16 protein-coding genes are annotated in these 16,339 nt (G+C 68.3%); 7 read left to right on the top strand and 9 right to left on the bottom strand.

Annotated features, from left to right (window positions below; all coding sequences use genetic code 11):
- Positions 1 to 20: 20 nt before the first annotated feature.
- Genes AC07OY_RS05980 through AC07OY_RS05990 form a run of 3 tightly spaced genes read right to left on the bottom strand, consistent with a single transcriptional unit; the run spans position 21 to position 2,868 of the window.
- On the bottom strand, positions 21 to 242 hold the full coding sequence (locus AC07OY_RS05980) for a DUF350 domain-containing protein (RefSeq protein ID WP_119045599.1): 222 nt from the start codon (positions 240 to 242) through the stop codon (positions 21 to 23).
- A 12-nt stretch (positions 243 to 254) separates the two neighbouring features.
- Entirely contained in the window at positions 255 to 1,844 is a 1,590-nt protein-coding gene (locus AC07OY_RS05985) for a DUF4178 domain-containing protein (protein WP_495041599.1), read from the bottom strand.
- Complete coding sequence (locus AC07OY_RS05990; RefSeq protein WP_495041600.1) at positions 1,837 to 2,868, bottom strand: SPFH domain-containing protein; 1,032 nt, start codon at positions 2,866 to 2,868, stop codon at positions 1,837 to 1,839. Before AC07OY_RS05990 ends, AC07OY_RS05985 begins: the two co-directional genes overlap by 8 nt.
- 113 nt (positions 2,869 to 2,981) lie before the next feature.
- On the opposite strand from AC07OY_RS05990, the gene AC07OY_RS05995 reads away from it, so the two are divergent.
- Positions 2,982 to 3,455 carry a molybdenum cofactor biosynthesis protein MoaE gene (locus tag AC07OY_RS05995; RefSeq protein ID WP_495041601.1) on the top strand — a complete coding sequence of 158 codons (474 nt, stop codon included), beginning with the start codon at positions 2,982 to 2,984 and terminating at the stop codon, positions 3,453 to 3,455.
- 82 nt (positions 3,456 to 3,537) lie between these two features.
- Positions 3,538 to 3,915: a fluoride efflux transporter CrcB gene (crcB, locus tag AC07OY_RS06000; protein ID WP_495041602.1), complete on the top strand. Its 378-nt coding sequence runs from the start codon at positions 3,538 to 3,540 to the stop codon at positions 3,913 to 3,915.
- Here the strand turns inward: crcB and AC07OY_RS06005 are convergent.
- Positions 3,884 to 4,855, bottom strand: coding sequence for an AraC family transcriptional regulator (locus AC07OY_RS06005; RefSeq protein WP_495041603.1), 972 nt, complete (start codon positions 4,853 to 4,855; stop codon positions 3,884 to 3,886). The two genes, crcB and AC07OY_RS06005, sit on opposite strands and share 32 nt — an antisense overlap.
- A gap of 280 nt (positions 4,856 to 5,135) precedes the next feature.
- Between AC07OY_RS06005 and AC07OY_RS06010 the strand changes: the two genes are divergently transcribed.
- The 4 genes from AC07OY_RS06010 (at position 5,136) to AC07OY_RS06025 (ending at position 10,093) form a co-directional block, all read left to right on the top strand.
- Complete coding sequence (locus tag AC07OY_RS06010) at positions 5,136 to 6,026, top strand: NmrA family NAD(P)-binding protein (RefSeq protein ID WP_495041604.1); 891 nt, start codon at positions 5,136 to 5,138, stop codon at positions 6,024 to 6,026.
- 14 nt (positions 6,027 to 6,040) lie between these two features.
- Positions 6,041 to 6,529 (top strand): anthrone oxygenase family protein, encoded by a 489-nt coding sequence (locus AC07OY_RS06015; protein WP_495041605.1) that lies wholly within the window; start codon positions 6,041 to 6,043, stop codon positions 6,527 to 6,529.
- Positions 6,530 to 6,639: 110 nt separating this feature from the next.
- A complete protein-coding gene (gene clpB / locus AC07OY_RS06020) occupies positions 6,640 to 9,234 on the top strand; it encodes an ATP-dependent chaperone ClpB (RefSeq protein WP_495041606.1) in 2,595 nt (864 codons plus the stop codon).
- 217 nt (positions 9,235 to 9,451) lie between these two features.
- Positions 9,452 to 10,093, top strand: coding sequence for a DVUA0089 family protein (locus AC07OY_RS06025; RefSeq protein WP_495041607.1), 642 nt, complete (start codon positions 9,452 to 9,454; stop codon positions 10,091 to 10,093).
- A gap of 78 nt (positions 10,094 to 10,171) precedes the next feature.
- Here AC07OY_RS06025 and AC07OY_RS06030 read toward each other — a convergent pair whose 3' ends face one another.
- Complete coding sequence (locus tag AC07OY_RS06030; RefSeq protein ID WP_495041608.1) at positions 10,172 to 11,158, bottom strand: DUF2804 domain-containing protein; 987 nt, start codon at positions 11,156 to 11,158, stop codon at positions 10,172 to 10,174.
- On the bottom strand, positions 11,155 to 12,150 hold the full coding sequence (locus AC07OY_RS06035; protein ID WP_495041609.1) for an AraC family transcriptional regulator: 996 nt from the start codon (positions 12,148 to 12,150) through the stop codon (positions 11,155 to 11,157). Before AC07OY_RS06035 ends, AC07OY_RS06030 begins: the two co-directional genes overlap by 4 nt.
- Positions 12,151 to 12,277: 127 nt before the next feature.
- On the opposite strand from AC07OY_RS06035, the gene AC07OY_RS06040 reads away from it, so the two are divergent.
- Positions 12,278 to 13,165, top strand: coding sequence for a sterol desaturase family protein (locus tag AC07OY_RS06040; protein ID WP_495041610.1), 888 nt, complete (start codon positions 12,278 to 12,280; stop codon positions 13,163 to 13,165).
- Here AC07OY_RS06040 and AC07OY_RS06045 read toward each other — a convergent pair.
- From AC07OY_RS06045 to AC07OY_RS06055, 3 genes are read right to left on the bottom strand one after another with little or no spacing between them, the layout of a single operon-like run.
- Positions 13,155 to 13,853, bottom strand: coding sequence for a glutathione S-transferase (locus tag AC07OY_RS06045; RefSeq protein WP_495041981.1), 699 nt, complete (start codon positions 13,851 to 13,853; stop codon positions 13,155 to 13,157). The genes AC07OY_RS06040 and AC07OY_RS06045 overlap by 11 nt on opposite strands.
- Before the next feature lie 18 nt (positions 13,854 to 13,871).
- Positions 13,872 to 14,354, bottom strand: coding sequence for a GreA/GreB family elongation factor (locus AC07OY_RS06050; RefSeq protein ID WP_495041611.1), 483 nt, complete (start codon positions 14,352 to 14,354; stop codon positions 13,872 to 13,874).
- A 30-nt stretch (positions 14,355 to 14,384) separates the two neighbouring features.
- Positions 14,385 to 16,337: a S9 family peptidase gene (locus tag AC07OY_RS06055; protein WP_495041612.1), complete on the bottom strand. Its 1,953-nt coding sequence runs from the start codon at positions 16,335 to 16,337 to the stop codon at positions 14,385 to 14,387.
- Between the last annotated feature and the right edge of the window lie 2 nt (positions 16,338 to 16,339).

Here is a 16,339-nt window from a genome sequence, read left to right on the forward strand (position 1 = left end):
CCCGATGAATGAAGCCGGCCTCAGCCGTGGATGGCCGCGGCGACGATGTTGCCGATGGAGATGCACATCGCCCCGACCACGATGGCCAGGGCCAGGTTCTTGTTCTCCACCAGCTCCTCCCACAGTTTGTAGGGGGTGATCTTGTCCACGATGATGAAGCACACCCAGAAGATGACGACGCCGATGACGGCATACATCGTCGTGCCGAGGATGACTTCGGGTTTGAGCCAGTCGAGGGTCATGATGTCGTTCTCCTATTTGTGGCCGCCGCCACCACTGCTGTAGCCGCCATAGCTGCTGCCGCCGCTGCCGATGTAGCCGCTGCCGCGCGAGCTGCTGCGGCACTGCCGGTATTCATTGCTGTTCTCGCCGAAGCTGTTCTTGTACTGCTGGCAGTCGTCGCTGGAGCAGGCGCGCATCAACGTGCCCAGGATCACCAGCAGGAACAGGCCGACGACGAGGTAGACCAGCAGCTTGCCACCGCTGTTCTTGAAGGCCGAGGCGTCGCGCGCGAACTGGGCCGTCGTGTCGCGCAGGTTGAAGGCCTTTTGCACGGCCTCGGCCGCGATGGGGCTGCCGCCGCTCCAGGTGATCTCCGGGCCCTGCTGCTCGCGGCTGAGCAGATGCTGGCCGTCGCGCGTGATGTAGTCGGTGACCTGGACGCGGTCCTCCAGCCTCACCGGCCAGTAGAACTCGCCCAGCACATGGGTGGTCTTGGCGCCGTAGACCCAGCGCTGCGTGTAGTCGCGCCCCTGCCAGCTGACGCCGCCGCGGCTTTGCGTGGGCGCGCCGGTCAGCGTGCGCACCAGGCTCCAGCCCTCGCGGGTGTCGACAAGGAAGGCAAAGCCCGCCAGCTGGTTGAAGAGCAGGTATTCGCGCCAGAAGCTCTGCTCGTCCTCGGCATCCTCGGGGATGTCGCAGCGCTCCTGGTAGCCGACGACGGTCCAGGCCTGGGGCTTGCCGTCGACGCCCAGGGTGCCGGTGCGGCCCAGCGGGATCAGCGGCGGCAGGCCGCGGTTCTGTGGCGTGAAGCCCAGGGCCTTGGCGTCACCTTCCGGCAGATCGACCACCGCATTGCACTGGGCGCAGACCATGCTCTTGGTCTGCGCCAGCTTGGGTTCCAGCGGCGCGCCGCAGCTCGGGCAGCCGATGCTGCGGCCCTTGAACTTCGCCTCGGCGACGGACTCGCCCTCGGCCGTCTGGCGCAGGCCCTGCAAGTCCATGTCGGCCAGGGCCACGCTGCGGCCGACCGACCAGATCGGCGCGGAGCCGTCGCGGTACTCCAGGCTGCCGACTTCGCCTTGCGCATTGCGCAGCTCGACGACACGGCCGGCCTTGGGCGGGCGCGGCAGCTCGCCCTCGGCGGCACGCAGGGCAGCCTCGACGATGGCGGCGACCTGCCAGCGCTGGCCGGCCAGCGTCAGCGGCTGGCCGAGGATGGGCGCCTCGGGTGGCGTCTCGGCCAGCGGCGCTTCCAGGCTGACGACGAACTGGCCGTTGTCCTCGCTGAGCCAGGCCGTGCGCGGCGTGTCGGCGCCGGCGTCGAACAGCAGATGCCATTCGTTCCAGTTGCCGAGCTCGGAGCCGCGCTGCACACGGCCGACGACCGTGAAGCTGCGGCCCATCCAGCGGCCGCTCGAGCCGAGCTGCAGCGGGGAATAGTCTTCGAAGATCTCGGCGCTCTGGCCGATCTGGCTCAGCGTCTCGCCATCACGAAGCAGCGTGCTGCGGCAGAAGCCGCACACGGCGCTGGCCGAGGCCGCACTGGCGAACTCGACCGGCGCGCCGCAGTTGGGGCACGCCGCGCGCCAGCGCCGCTGGGCGGCTGGCGCCTGTTCAGCCAAGCTTCTTCAGGAGGTCGGCCTTCTTGGCGGCGAATTCCTCGTCGGTCAGGATGCCCTTGGCCTTGAGGTCGCCGAGCTTTTCCAGCAGCGAGACGATGTCTTCGGGCTTGCTGGCCGCCGGAGCGGGCGCGGCCGTGCCGACACCGGCCAGGCCCTGGCCCAGGGTCTGGGCCAGCGTCTGGCCCAGCGCCACGCCGGCGCCCAGGCCGATGGCTTCGCCGGCGATGCCGCTGCCGCCACCACCGCCACCCTTGGCCATTTCCGGCAGGGCCTGCGCGGCCTGGTACTGCATGAACTGGCCCATGTTCTGGCCGATGATGCCCATGCCGATGCGCTGGTCGAGGATCTTCTGCAGTTCCTCGGGCAGGGACACGTTCTGCATCGTGACCGAGATCAGCTCCAGGCCGATGGCCGCGAAGGACTCGGCGGTGGCGTTCTTCAGCGCGGCGGCGAACTCGACCTGGTTGGCGGCCAGGTCCAGGAAGGGCGTGCCGCTGCTGGCGACGGCGTCGCTGATGTGCTGCAGCATCAGGCCACGGAGCTGGCCGTCCAGGTCCTGCACCGTGTAGCGCTCGCGCGTGCCGGAGATCTGGGTGTGGAAGGCCTTGGGATCCTGGATGCGGTAGGCGTAGTTGCCGAAGGCGCGCAGGCGCACGGCGCCGAAGTCCTTGTCGCGGATGGCGACCGGCTGGCTGGTGCCCCAGCGCTGGTCGATCTGCTGGCGGGTGCTGAAGAAATAGACGTCGCTCTTGAAGGGCGACTCGAAGAGCTTGTCCCAGTTCTTCAGATAGGTCAGCACCGGCAGGGTCTGGGTCGTCAGCTTGTGGGTGCCGGGGCCGAAGACGTCGGCCACCTGGCCTTCGTTGACGAAGACGGCGACCTGGGATTCGCGCACGACAAGCTGGCCGCCGTTCTGGATTTCCATGCCCGACATCGGGAAGCGGTAGGCCAGCGTGCCGTCGCCGTCCTCGGTCCACTGGATGACGTCTATGAACTGTTTCTTGATGAAATCCATCAGGGCCATGTTGGTTCCTGGGTGCGTTGCAAAAGAAATGGGCTCAAGTATCCGGCGCCGCACGGACGCTTCGACGTCCAAACAGGTGAATCTCACCGCGGGGCGAGGTGAGAATCCGTGCCATGCCCCGAGTTTGCATCCAGACGCAGGACTTTGACGTCGGCGCCGAAACTTCAGCCCTGCGGATAGGGGATGGCGGCGTCGGCGCCGTCGTCGCCTTCGTCGGTACCGTGCGCGAGCACAGCAGCGGCGCGGCCGTGTCGGCCATGGAGCTGGAACACTATCCCGGCATGACGGAGGCGGCCATCGAGGCCATGGTGGACGAGGCCTTTACCCGCTTCGACATCCGCGCCGCCAAGGTCATCCACCGCGTCGGCACGCTGCAGGCGCGCGACCAGATCGTCCTGGTGCTGGTCAGCAGCGCCCACCGCGGACAGGCCTTCCAGGCCTGCGAATTCCTGATGGACTATTTGAAGACCCAGGCGCCGTTCTGGAAGAAGGAGCACACGCCGGGCGGCGCCCACTGGGTGGACGCCCGCGTGGCGGACGACGCGGCGGCGGCGCGCTGGGGCATTGCGGCGGGGAATGCGGCGTGAGCCGCGCCGCGCCGGGCCGCCCCAAGCAAGCGGCTGTTCCCTCGGGGGACCGGCCGACGTACTCGTCGGACGAGGGGCAGACATGAACGCGCTGGCGGTGTCGGTCGGCGCCGCGCTGGGTGCATTGGCGCGCTGGCAGGCCGGCGTGCTGTTCAACAGCCGCTGGATGGGCTTTCCGCTCGGCACGCTGCTGGTCAACGTCGTCGGCGGTCTGTTGATCGGCATGGCGCTGGAATGGTTCGGCCGCCAGCCCAACGAATTGCTGAAGCTCTTGCTCGTGACCGGCTTCCTCGGCGGGTTGACGACGTTCTCGGCCTTCTCGGGCGAGTCACTGGCGCTGCTGCAGCGTGGCGAATTCCTGCTGGCCCTGGCTCACACGCTGGCCCATGTGATCGGCTCGCTGGCGGCGGCCGTCGCCGGCTTCGCGCTCATGAGGTTCGCTGGATCGAACCTGGCGTGACGCCGCTGACGCGCTTGAAGGCGCGGCTGAAGGCGGCCTCCGAGCCATAGCCCACGTCGAAGGCGATCTCGGCGATGGAAGCGCCCCCCTGGCGCAGCCGCGTCGTCGCCAGGGCGATGCGCCACTGCGTCAGGTATTCCGCCATCGGCTGGCCGACCAGCTGGCTGAAGCGGGCGGCAAAGGCCGAGCGCGACAGGCCGACGGCTTGCGCGAGGGACTCGAGAGTCCAGGGCGCGGCCGGGTCGCGGTGGATCATGACGATGGCGCGGCCGATCTGCTTGTCGCGCAGCGCGCCCAGCCAGCCGCTGCGGGCGCTCGGGTCGCGGTCTATCCAGGCGCGCAGGGCCTGGATGACGAGGATGTCGGCCAGCCGCGTGATGACGGTCTCGCTGCCGGGCCGGCGGCCGCGGGCCTCCTCGGCCAGGAAGCGCACCGTGCTGTCGAACCAGGCCAGGTCCGGCGTGTCGGCGGTGGCCAGCACGATGACGGCGGGCAGGGCCGACAGCAGCAGGCGCACGGCCGGGTCGTCGAAGCGCACGGCGCCGCAGACCAGGGTGGCCGCTTCCCCACCACCGCCATGCTGCAGCAGCTCGAACCAGTCGCTGACCGCCGTGCGTGGCAGCTCGAACAGCGAGGGCGTCGGCTGGCCCGGCTGGCTGACGACACCATGGCCCTCGCCGCGCGGCACCAGGGCGAAGTCGCCGGCTTGCAGGAGATGGGTGGCGCCACCGGGCTCCACGAGATGGCAGCGGCCGCTGGTGACGACATGGAACATCAGGCAGTCGTCCATGGCCGGCATGTGGAAGCCCCAGGGCGCCGTCAGCTCCGAGCAGCAATAGACGACGCCGCTCATGCGCAGGAAGTGCAGGGCGTCGGCGATGGGGTCGCCGCGCTCCCAGTGCGTGGGGACGGTGGTGGGTGGAGCAGCGAGCTTTTCCATTCTCATTGGTCCATGAGGGGTTTGGGCCTGCGAATTGCGGGCCGAGCGCCGGGCCGCTCCCTAGCCGGCCCGGGCTGGCGATGTGCATGCCGGTCGAACCGGCCTGCATCGCCGTCCCCTCGGCGGACCGACCGGACTCGCTCGCGTTCAGCGATGCGAGGTTGGGCGAGGGGCGTTGTCACTGCTGGACGATTGATCAACAGAGGAGGACGGCGCGGAATGGTCTTCGCGGTTGGCGATTCAGACACTGACTGCATCGCAACCCGCACTGGAGAGACAGATGGAGAAAACGAGTATCGCGGTGATGAACGCCACGGGCCGCACCGGCCAGCGCATCGCCCAGGCCCTGCTGAACGCCGGCCACCCGGTCGTGGCCCTGGGCCGCTCGGCCGACAAGCTGGCCGCCTTGCGGGGCGCCGACTTGCGCGCCGGCGACCCGCTTGACGCCGCTTACCTCGCCGTCGCCTTCGAAGGCGTGCATACCGTCTACGGCCTGCTGCCTTATGACCTGACCGAGCCGGGCTATCTGGACAGCCAGCGCCGCCTCGGCGAAGCCATGGCCAGGGCCGTGCGTGAGGCTGGCGTGAAGCGCGTCGTCTTCCTGTCCAGCCTGGGCGCCGACCAGGCCGGCGGCACCGGCCTGATCCGGCCCATGCACGACCAGGAGGAGAGGCTGCGCGCCATTGCCGGCCTGGACCTGATCTGCCTGCGCGCCGGCGCCTTCATGGAGAACCTGTATGGCGCTCTGCCTGGCATCCGCGCGGCCGGCATCGTGGCCGACGGCTTCCTGCCCGACCTGCCCATCCCCATGGTGGCGACGCGCGACATCGCCGCCGCCACCGTGCAGGCGCTGCTGGACCCGGCCTGGCAGGGTCACCAGGTTCGCGAAGTACTGGGCCCGCGCGACATCTCCATGAACGAGGTGACCCGCCTGCTGGCCCAAGCCCTCGGCCTGCCGCAGCTGGCCTATGTGCAGCTGCCACGCGCAGAGCTGGAGGGCATGCTGGTGCAAGCCGGGTTCGCGCCCGATGTGGCCGTGCTGACCGGTGAGCTGACCGACGCGATCAACGCCGGCCGCGTGCGTACGACACTCGGCCGCAGCGCCGCCAGCACCACGCCCACCGACGTCGAGGCCTTCGTCCAAGAACTGGCTGCGGCCCCTGACGCCTGACCCCCGGAATCCCCATGTCCACTGTTTTGCTCTACCTCACCGTCCTGCTCGCCACGCTCGGCAGCCTGCTGATGGCCGGCGTGTTCTTCGCCTTCTCGACCGCCGTGATGCCGGCCCTGGGCCGCGGGGCTCCCGCCGCGGGCATGCAGGCCATGCAGACCATCAATGCCGTGATCCTGAATCCGCTGTTCCTGGCTTCCTTCATGGGCAGCGCCTTGCTCGCCGTGGCCGCGGCCGTGCTGGCCTGGCTGTATGGGCCGCGCGAGGCGGCGCTGCTGTTCGCGGCAGGTGCGCTGGCCTACTGCGTGGGCGTATTCGGCATCACGGCCGCGCTCAACGTGCCCATGAACGAGGCCCTGGCCCGACTGGATGCCGACAGCGCCGCCGGCCGCGACTACTGGCAGGTCTATCTGCGGGACTGGACTTTCTGGAACAGCGTGCGCACGCTGGCGGGGGTGGTGTCGGGCGCCTGCATGATCGCGGGGCTGATCGTCGGTCCCTGACAAGTCACGGCGCCGTCCGACAAGCGCTGGCGCACCGCAAGCGCCAGACTTTGGCTTGAAATTGCAGGGCTTGCGCCCATTTGGCTTCGCAACAGGAGGATTGACTCACCATGCGTGCCGACAAGTTCACCACCCGCTTCCAGGAAGCCCTGGGCGAGGCCCAGAGCCTGGCCCTGAGCCGCGACAACCCCTATATCGAGCCCGTCCATGTGCTGGCCGCCATGCTGGCCCAGGACGAAGGCCCGCGCGCACTGATGGAGCGCGCCGGCGTCAACGCCGCCGGCCTGCGCTCGGCACTGGACGGCCTGATTGCCGGCCTGCCCCAGGTCAGCGGCTCGGGCCAGACCGTGCAGGCCGGGCGCGACCTGGTCGCCCTGCTGCAGGCTGCCGAGAAGGAAGCCACCAAGCGCGGCGACCAGTTCATCGCCAGCGAGATGTTCCTGCTGGCGCTGACCGACGCCAAGACCGACCTGGCCGGCGTCGTGCGCGGCCACGGGCTGACGCGGCGCTCGCTGGAGTCGGCCATCGAGGCCGTGCGTGGCGGCCAGAAGGTCGAGTCAGCCGAGGCCGAGGGCCAGCGCGAGGCGCTGAAGAAGTACACCCTGGACCTGACCGAACGCGCCCGCCTGGGCAAGCTCGATCCCGTCATCGGCCGCGACGAAGAAATCCGCCGCGCCATCCAGGTGCTGCAGCGCCGCAGCAAGAACAACCCCGTGCTGATCGGCGAGCCGGGCGTGGGCAAGACGGCCATCGTCGAAGGCCTGGCCCAGCGCATCGTCAACGGCGAGGTGCCGGAATCGCTGAAGGGCAAGCGCGTGCTGGTGCTGGACATGGCCCTGCTGCTGGCCGGCGCCAAGTACCGCGGCGACTTCGAGGAGCGCCTCAAGGGCGTGCTGAAGGAAGTCAGCCAGGACGCCGGCCAGACCATCCTCTTCATCGACGAGATCCACACCATGGTGGGCGCCGGCAAGGCCGAGGGTGCCATCGACGCCGGCAACATGCTCAAGCCGGCTCTCGCGCGCGGCGAGCTGCACTGCATCGGCGCGACGACACTGGATGAGTACCGCAAATACGTCGAGAAGGACGCCGCGCTGGAGCGCCGCTTCCAGAAGGTGCTGGTCGACGAGCCGACGGTGGAGGCCACCATCGCCATCCTGCGCGGCCTGCAGGAAAAGTACGAGGTCCACCACGGCGTGGAGATCACCGACCCGGCCATCGTCGCCGCGGCCGAGCTGAGCCACCGCTACATCACCGATCGCTTCCTGCCCGACAAGGCCATCGACCTCATTGACGAGGCCGCGGCCAAGATCAAGATCGAGATCGACTCCAAGCCCGAGGCCATGGACAGGCTGGACCGCCGCATGATCCAGCTCAAGATCGAGCGCGAGGCGGTCAAGAAGGAAAAGGACGAAGGCTCCATCAAGCGCCTCGGCCTCATCGAGGACGAGCTGCTGAAGCTGCAGCGCGAGTACAACGACCTGGAAGAGATCTGGACGGCCGAGAAGGCGCAGGCGCAAGGGTCGGCCCACGTCAAGGAAGAGATCGATCGCGCCCGCCAGCACATCGAGGAGTGGAAGCGCAAGGGTGACTTCAACAAGGTCGCCGAGCTGCAGTACGGCAAGCTGCCCGAGCTGGAAAAGCAGCTCAAGGAAGCCCAGGCCAAGGAGGCCGGCAAGGCGGGCGACGCAAGCCGGCCGCAGCTGCTGCGCACCCTGGTCGGCGCCGAGGAAATCGCCGAGGTCGTGGCGCGCGCCACGGGCATCCCGGTCTCCAAGCTGATGCAGGGCGAGCGCGAGAAGCTGCTGCAGATGGAAACCAAGCTGCACGAGCGCGTCATCGGCCAGGACGAGGCCATCCAGGCCGTGTCCGACGCCATCCGGCGCTCACGGGCCGGCTTGAGCGACCCCAACCGTCCGCTCGGCTCCTTCCTCTTCCTCGGCCCCACCGGCGTCGGCAAGACCGAGCTGTGCAAGGCCCTGGCCGGCTTCCTGTTCGACAGCGAAGACCACATGGTGCGCATCGACATGAGCGAGTTCATGGAGAAGCACTCGGTGAGCCGCCTCATCGGCGCGCCCCCGGGCTATGTGGGCTACGAGGAAGGCGGCACGCTGACCGAGGCCGTGCGCCGCAAGCCTTATTCCGTGCTGCTGCTCGACGAGGTCGAGAAGGCCCACCCAGATGTCTTCAACGTGCTGCTGCAGGTGCTGGACGATGGCCGCCTGACCGACGGCCAGGGCCGCACGGTGGACTTCAAGAACACCGTCATCGTGATGACCTCCAACCTCGGCTCGCAGCACATCATGGCGCTGTCTGGCGAGAAGGACGAGATCATCCGCGAGGCCGTCTGGGGCGAGGTCAAGGCCCATTTCCGGCCCGAGTTCCTGAACCGCATCGACGAGACCGTCATCTTCCATGCGCTGGGCGCCGAGCACATCAAGTCCATCGCCCGCATCCAGTTGCGCCTGCTCGAAGCGCGGCTGGACAAGATGGAGATGAAGCTGGACGTCAGCGAGGCCGCCCTGGACGAACTGGCCAAGGTCGGCTTCGACCCGGTCTTCGGTGCGCGGCCGCTGAAGCGCGCCATCCAGCAGCGCGTCGAGAACCCGCTGTCCAGGCTCATCCTGCAGGGCAAGTTCGGCCCCAAGGATGTGATTCCCGTGCAGGTCGAGGGTGGAGAGTTCTCGTTCGGGCGGGTGGTGCACTGAGCAGGGCCCGACGCCTTGCGAAGGACAGCCGGCCTGCAAGCCGGCTGCATGACGCGCCGGTCAACCCGCAGACCGGGGTGTCGGCCAATCTGACATTTCCATTTCGCCAGTCTCGTTTTCCCTTAAGGATCAAGGGCATGGAAGCAGGCGCAGCTCTTGCTTCCATGGCCCGGCGGCCGTGAGCCGCGTCAATCTGATCCTCAAGGGAGTTTTTCGAATGAAATGGATGAACAGCTTCGGCCTGGCACTGGCCGTCGCAGCGGGTAGCGTCAGCGCCGCACCGGTGGACCTGACCTTCGCCGGCACCTTCGTCAAGGACAACGACGTCCTGAAATTCAACTTCACCATCGACAGCGCCCGCAGCATCGGCGTGGTGTCTTCGAGCTGGCTGGTGGGCGGCTTCGATCCCATCCTGACCATCTTCGACGCCGCCGGCAACAAGGTGGCCTTCCAGGACGACGGCGGCTCCAACGGCGCCGTCAACGTCAACGGCAGCAGCTATTCCTACGGTGTCTGGGACAGCTTCTACAACGTCAACCTGGGCGCCGGCAGCTACTCCGCCGTCATCACGCAGTTCGACAACTTCGCCAAGACCGACCAGCTGGCCGGTGGCTTCCGCTGGGACGCCGTCGACAACTTCACCTTCGTCGAAGGCTACGGCGGCGCGACCCAGGCCATGTTCAACGGCGTCTGGGACGGCAACGATCCCCGCACGGGCAACTGGCGCTTCCACCTGCTGAACGTCGACAACGCCGTCGTCATCGACCCGAACCGCATCCCCGAGCCGGCTTCCCTGGCGCTCGCCGGTGTGGCCCTGCTGGGTCTGGTGGCCGCACGCCGCAAGGCCGTCCGCCGCTGATCGCGCTTCGCCCTGCGCAAGGCAGGGCGCACTGACAGGCCGCCTCGCCCTCCCGGGCCGGCGGCCTTTTTCATGGCGTCACCAGCGCGAGCGATGGTCCTCAGTGACGCCGAGCAGGTTGCCGATCTGCCGCGGCGCCGCGTCTCTTGATGCGCGCACCATGCCGGCAAACGTGCCCACCGGCTGCACATAGCGGCTGGCCGCGAAGCCGAGGTTCTTGTCCGCCGAGCGCGCTCCCTCGGGCGTGAAGACGAGGTCGAGCAGGCCGTCGTCGGTGTGGATGCGCCAGGGGTCCAGCGGCCGGGCGGCGTCGAACTTGAAATGGGCCGCGCCCAGGGCGATGGGCCGGCGGTCCAGCCACAGCACGTTCTCCTGGTTGCCGAAATAGCCCTGCTGCAGATTGAAGCCCACGTCGGGCCGGTGGGCGCTGGCCCAGCGCCAGGCCGTGTCGTGGGCGAGCAGGCCGTTGGAGGCATCGATGGCCGCCCAGGCGCCGTCCAGGTCGATGCGCTGGCCCTCGGCCTCGGCCCAGCCGAGCACGGGCAGGGCGGTGGTCTTCTGGGTGGCATGGGCGACGCCGCCGTCGATGGGGCCGATGGCCAGCAGCGGCGGCGCCATGGCCTCCAGGTCGAGCTGGGCCTCGACGCGCAGCGCGCGGGTGCGGACGTGCAGCAGCAGGCTGTCGTCGGACTGGTGGCGCAGCTCCAGCCGCGCGCCCGGGCCGCGGAACCAGGCCTGCGCGTCCATCAGCGGGGCATCCGACACGCCGGCCTGCAGGCCCGGCAGGCCATCCTGCTGCCAGTCGGCCAGCAGTTGGCGACGGCTGCGATCGAAGCAATAGGCAAAGGCGGTGCAGGCCCAGCCCAGGTCGACGATGGCGACGCCGATGAAGACCTCGTCATGGCCGAGGCCGATGTAGTGCCAGCGCTTGTGATGCAGCTTGCGCCACAGCCACGAGGGGCGCTCGCTCAGGCTCGACCAGTCGATGCGGGTGATAGGGCCGGCGTAGCGGCCGTGGGCGGGCTGGCCGTCGCGGACGACGGTCTCGGGAGGTTCGAACATCATGCGTTGGGGCGCAGCTGCTGGCGGCGCCATTGAAGCGGGGCCTGGCCGGTCCATTGCCGGAAGGCGCGGGTGAAGGCGCTCTGCTCGGAATAGCCGAGCAGCAGGGCCACCTCGGCCAGCTCGACATTGGCGTCGCGCAGATAGGCCTCGGCGAGCTGCTGGCGGGTCTGGCTGAGCAGGGTCTGGAAACTGTGGCCCTGCTCGGTGAGGCGGCGCTGCAGGCTGCGCGGGCTCATCTGCAGGCTGCCGGCGAGATCGGCGAGGGAGGTGCGGCCGCTGCGGATCAGGCCGACCAGGGCCTGGCGCCACACGCCGACCGGCTCGCTGACGGCGGCCACTTCCTGCAGCAGGTGCTCGGCCTGGGCGTCGAGCAGGGCCAGCAGGGCGGCGTCGGCGCCGCGCAGGGGCAGGGCGAGGTCGCGCAGCGACAGCAGGACCCGGGTGGTGGGCTGGCCGAAGCGCACCGGGCCGCCGAAGAAGTCCGCGTAGGGCCGCACATCGGCCGGGCGCGGGTTGACGAAGTCGACGGCCAGGGCGCGAACGTGCTGGCCGGTGAACTCACGCGCCAGCTGCACCAGGGCGGCGATGGCGGTCTCGTCCACCAGCGCGCCGGGGCGGCCGCGCTCCACGCCCCATTCGATGCAGATGCCCTCGGGAACGGGGTGGACCTGGGCCACGTTGGCGTCATAGACCGAGCGGTGATAGCGCTCCAGCCGCATCAGGGCCTCGGCCAGGGTGCCGCTGGCCAGGGCCGCGAAGCCGACGACGCCGAAATGGCGCGGTGCGATGCCGCGCGCCAGGCGCAGCGGGAACGTGGCCTTAGGCCCGGTGTCGAGCTCGCGGGCCTTCTCCAGCAGGGCCTGCCAGCGGCGCATGGACACGAAGGCCTCGGTCGGCGCCGGCGGCGCGCCCAGGGCGTCGGCACGGCCCAGCCGGGCCAGGTGCTCGAAGAGCAGCTGGACATAGCTGGCGGCGACGCGGGTCTCATCCATGGGGGCGCGATGATGCAGCAGCGATTTGTGCGCGGGCTGCGGGGATAACGCCAGCGCTGGCGTGATTTGTCAAAAACCTGGGGCCGACCGTCAAGCCAGGGGGGCGTGAAAGCCCGATCATCCGCCCATGGACTGGCTGCTCGACCCCCTGCTCGATCTCTACCACCGCCACGGCGACTGGCGCGACCTGACCTTGGTCATCCTGTCGCCCGTCTTCGCCGTCTTCATCGCCATGGAGGCCTGGCGCTTTCGCAAGACGGGGGTCTTCGACCTGTGGGACACCTTCGACAGCATGAACAGCGGCGGCAGCTATCTGGTGGCCGACCTGATCCTGCTCGTCGTGCTGGTGCTGCCGGCCATGGGCTGGGTCCATGACCACCGCCTGTTCACCATCGATGTGACGGTCTGGCGCTTCGTCGGCCTGTTCTTCCTGGTGGAGTTCCTCTACTACTGGTTCCACCGCGGCAGCCACCGCATCCGCTGGTTCTGGTGCGCCCATGTCGTGCACCATGGCTCCGAGAAGATGAACTTCGGCACGGCCCTGCGCCAGAGCTGGTTCTATCCGATCGCCGGCAACTGGCTGTTCTATCTGCCGGCCGTGTGGCTGGGCTTCGAGCCGCGCTGGGTGCTGTTCGCGCTGTCGCTGAACCTGGGCTACCAGTTCTTCGTGCACACCAGCTGGGTGGACAGGATGCCGGCCTGGTTCGAGTTCCTCTTCAACACGCCCTCCCACCACCGCGCCCACCACGGCCGCAATCCGCAGTACATCGACAAGAACTTCGGCGGCATGCTGATCATCTTCGACCGCATGTTCGGCACCTTCGAGCCCGAGCGGGACCCGGTGGACTACGGCCTGGAGCACCCTTTCTACACGCACAACCTGTTCTGGCTGAACGCCCACGAATGGCGCGCGATGTTCCACGACATGGCCCAGGAGAAGACCTGGGGCCTGCGCCTGGCCCATCTGTGGAAGCCGCCGGAGTGGCGCCGGCATTACAACGGGTTCAAGGGCTAGTTGGACCCTGGAGCGGCGGAAAGCGATTCGCGCCTTCCGCGGGCAGCTTGATCATGCAGGCAGCGAACAGCGGGCTGGCGAGCCAGCCGTCCAGCCAGGACCGCAGCGCTGGCAAGTCCAGCGCTGCAAACCATGCCGGCTCCACCGAAGCGAACTGGCGCACGAAGGGCAGCAGGGCCAGGTCGGTGGCGCATGGCGTGGCGCCGCCCAGGAAGGGCGTGCCATGCAGCCGTGCTTGCAGCGGTCGCAGCAGCACATCCAGCGCGCTGTCGCGGTGTGCATCTGGCGTGAGCGTCTCGTTCGCGTAGCGCTGGGGGTATTTCCAGCGGTCCAGGTGATGCTTGAAGTCGCCGTCGTTGCGCTGGACCAGGTCCAGGTTCGCAGGCGATTGCGCCCGCGCCCACCAGCCATGCGCATCGGGCGCAGTCAGTGCCCAGCGCATGATGTCCCAGCTCTCCTCGATCACGCTGCCATCGGGCAATTGCAGCACCGGTACCGTCGCCTTGGGAGACAAGGCCAGCAAGCTGGCCGGTTTGTCGCGCAAGCTGACTTCCACCGCCTCGAAGACCCGGCCGCCTTGCAGCAGCGCCATCCGTGCGCGCATCGCGTAGGGGCAGCGGCGAAAGGTGTAGAGCCGCGGCAACCGTGGATCTGGGGGAGATGGCAGTGTCAGCGTCGATGCGTGCATGGACAACATGGCTGCGGCTCACTGAACCCGCAGCACCTCGAACCGCTGTCGGAGGGGCGCGACCAGTATCGACACCTCATCCCCCTCGCATTTGCCCAGCATGGCCCTGCCCAACGGGGCCTGGCTGCTGATGACCTGAACGATCTGATCGCCGCTGACCAGCTTCATGCTGCCCCCATCCGGGCCCAGAAAGAGCTGTTGCTCGTTGTCGTCGGCATCGACCAGGCAGACCAGCGCGCCGATCTGTATGCCTTTGCTGGGGTCGTAGGCGGGTGGGCGGAACTGGCGCCAGTTGGCCATCGCCTGGCGGATGGCTTCGGCGCGACGCGCCTGGCCGGTGGCCAGATAGGCGGCTTCGAGACCCAGGGTGTCGTATTTGTTCTCGGCGATGTTCTCTTCGTGCGTCGCCGTTTCATGCGCCACCCGCGCCGCCTCCTCGGCTTGCCGCAAGTCCTCGGCCAGCCTTTCCAGCACCTGCTGTTGCAGCAAGAATTTGTCCATGATGAAGGATAGGCACTCGTCCATCCCTCGTCAGGGCTGTGCAGGGCCGAGGTGCTTGGCGAGGAAGGCTGCCATCCGCTCCGCGCGATCCGCGCGATTTGTCAGCCGCCGCAAGTTGTGGCCCTCGTCGGCATAGGTGACCCAAGTCGGGTCGTTGCCCGCCTTGCGCAGCGCGCTGCGCATGCGTTCGCCGTGCGTCAGCGGAACGCGCCTGTCCTTTTCGCCATAGATCAGCATGACGGGCGCCTTGACTCGGTCGGCGACGTTCACGGGTGATTGGGCGGCGATCATCTGGGCGTCTTTCTTCGGGTCGCCGACCAACTGGGGCAGGCTGTAGTCGCGCACGACGCTGTGCACGTCGTCGGGCGACCACCAGGAGCCGCTCAGCATCAGATCCAGGTCGGTCACGGCAAAGCTGGCAATACCGCAGCGAAACAGCTCGGGATCATTGGCCAGGCCCATCAGCGCGCTGTAGCCGCCATAGCTGTCGCCCACGATGCAGGCCTTGCCCGCCGCGAGTCCCTGGGCTTGCGCCCAGCGCAGTGCGTCGGCCACATCGTTCTGCATGGCCTGGCCCCATTGCTTGAAGCCGGCTTCGAAATGCGCCTGGCCATAGCCGGTGCTGCCGCGTATCTCCGGCTCGATGACGACATAGCCGCGCGAGGCCAGGAACTGGGGCAGCGCATGCCAGGCCCAGTAGCTGCCGCGATACCAGGGGCCGCCGTGCACCAGCACCACCGCCGGCTGCGGCCCCGTGGCCTTGTCCGGCCGCGTCACCCACACCGGCAGGTCGCGCCCGTCACGGGCCTGAACGCGATGCAGGCTCAGGCTGGCCATCTGCTCAGCCTTGATGCCCTCCATCGTCGCGCCAATGGGCAGCCACGCCGGCTGGCCGGCGGCCGGCTTGCCCTGGTATAGGTAGAGCGTGCCGGGGTCGTGGTCGCTGTAGGAGTGCACGATGGCCACCATGTCCGCCTCGCCACAGCGGCTGCAGTCGATGTTGTTGACGCGGTCGCGGAACATGCCGTCGACACGTGCCTGGAAGGCCGCCATCTGCGGGTTGAACCAATGCGTGGCTTCACCGTCCACCGTCAGGCGCATGCCCAGCAACTGGCCCTGCTTGATGATCAGGTGGCCGTCGAAGTCGAAGCCGGGTGTCCTCGCGATGATCTTGTCTTCCGGCTTGCCGGCCTTGAAGTCATAGCGTGACAGCCACCGGTAGCCTTCGGTGCCGTTGCGGTGCGTGACATAGAGCCCGCCCGCATCGTCCACGCCGACGATGTCGAAGGGCTGTTGCAGCAGATCGCTCTCGTACAGCTGAGTCCATTTGCTGTCGCCAGGCCCGCGCCAATGGGCCGCCACCCGGTTCACCTTGCGGGTGAAGGCGACGCGAAGCTCGCCTCGGCTGTCTGCCAGCCAGCCGACCGTCTGGCGCGGTGCATCCGGCAATTCCGGACTGCGCCAGACGCTCCTGCGGGTGTTGACCCATTGCGGCACCAGCTCGTCCTCGCCGCCTGGCGTGCCATGGCCGACAAGGATGGTGTCGCTCGCCGGCCCGGAGCCGGTCGGGGGCACGCTCAGCACCCGGTAGGCGTAGCCGATGCGGCGCTCCTTGCTGCCGTCGCTGTCAACGGCGAACAAGGCGGGCGGCGGCCGGTGCCAGCTCGAGATATCGGGAGCGCTTTGCACCTTGAAGATCAGGCGGTCGTCGCTGACCCACCGCACTTCGTAGACATCGCCGTCGACGAATTGCGCAATGCGCTTGAACTGGCCCCCCGGCGCTACGTCCATGACCGCCAGGGCCGTTCTGCCCAGCCCCTTGCTGGACGTGATGGCGAGCTTGCGGCCGGAAGGGGACAGCACGGCTTCGCCGATATCGGGCGTCTTGAAGAAGGTCTCGGCGGGCTCCGCGGCCCGGGCGCTGGCCGCCAGCCCCGTCACGATGGCGAAGACGCAGCCGTGGAACGTCAGCTTTCTCAACATGG

It is taken from the genome of Roseateles sp. GW821-FHT09H10, from assembly GCF_059415865.1.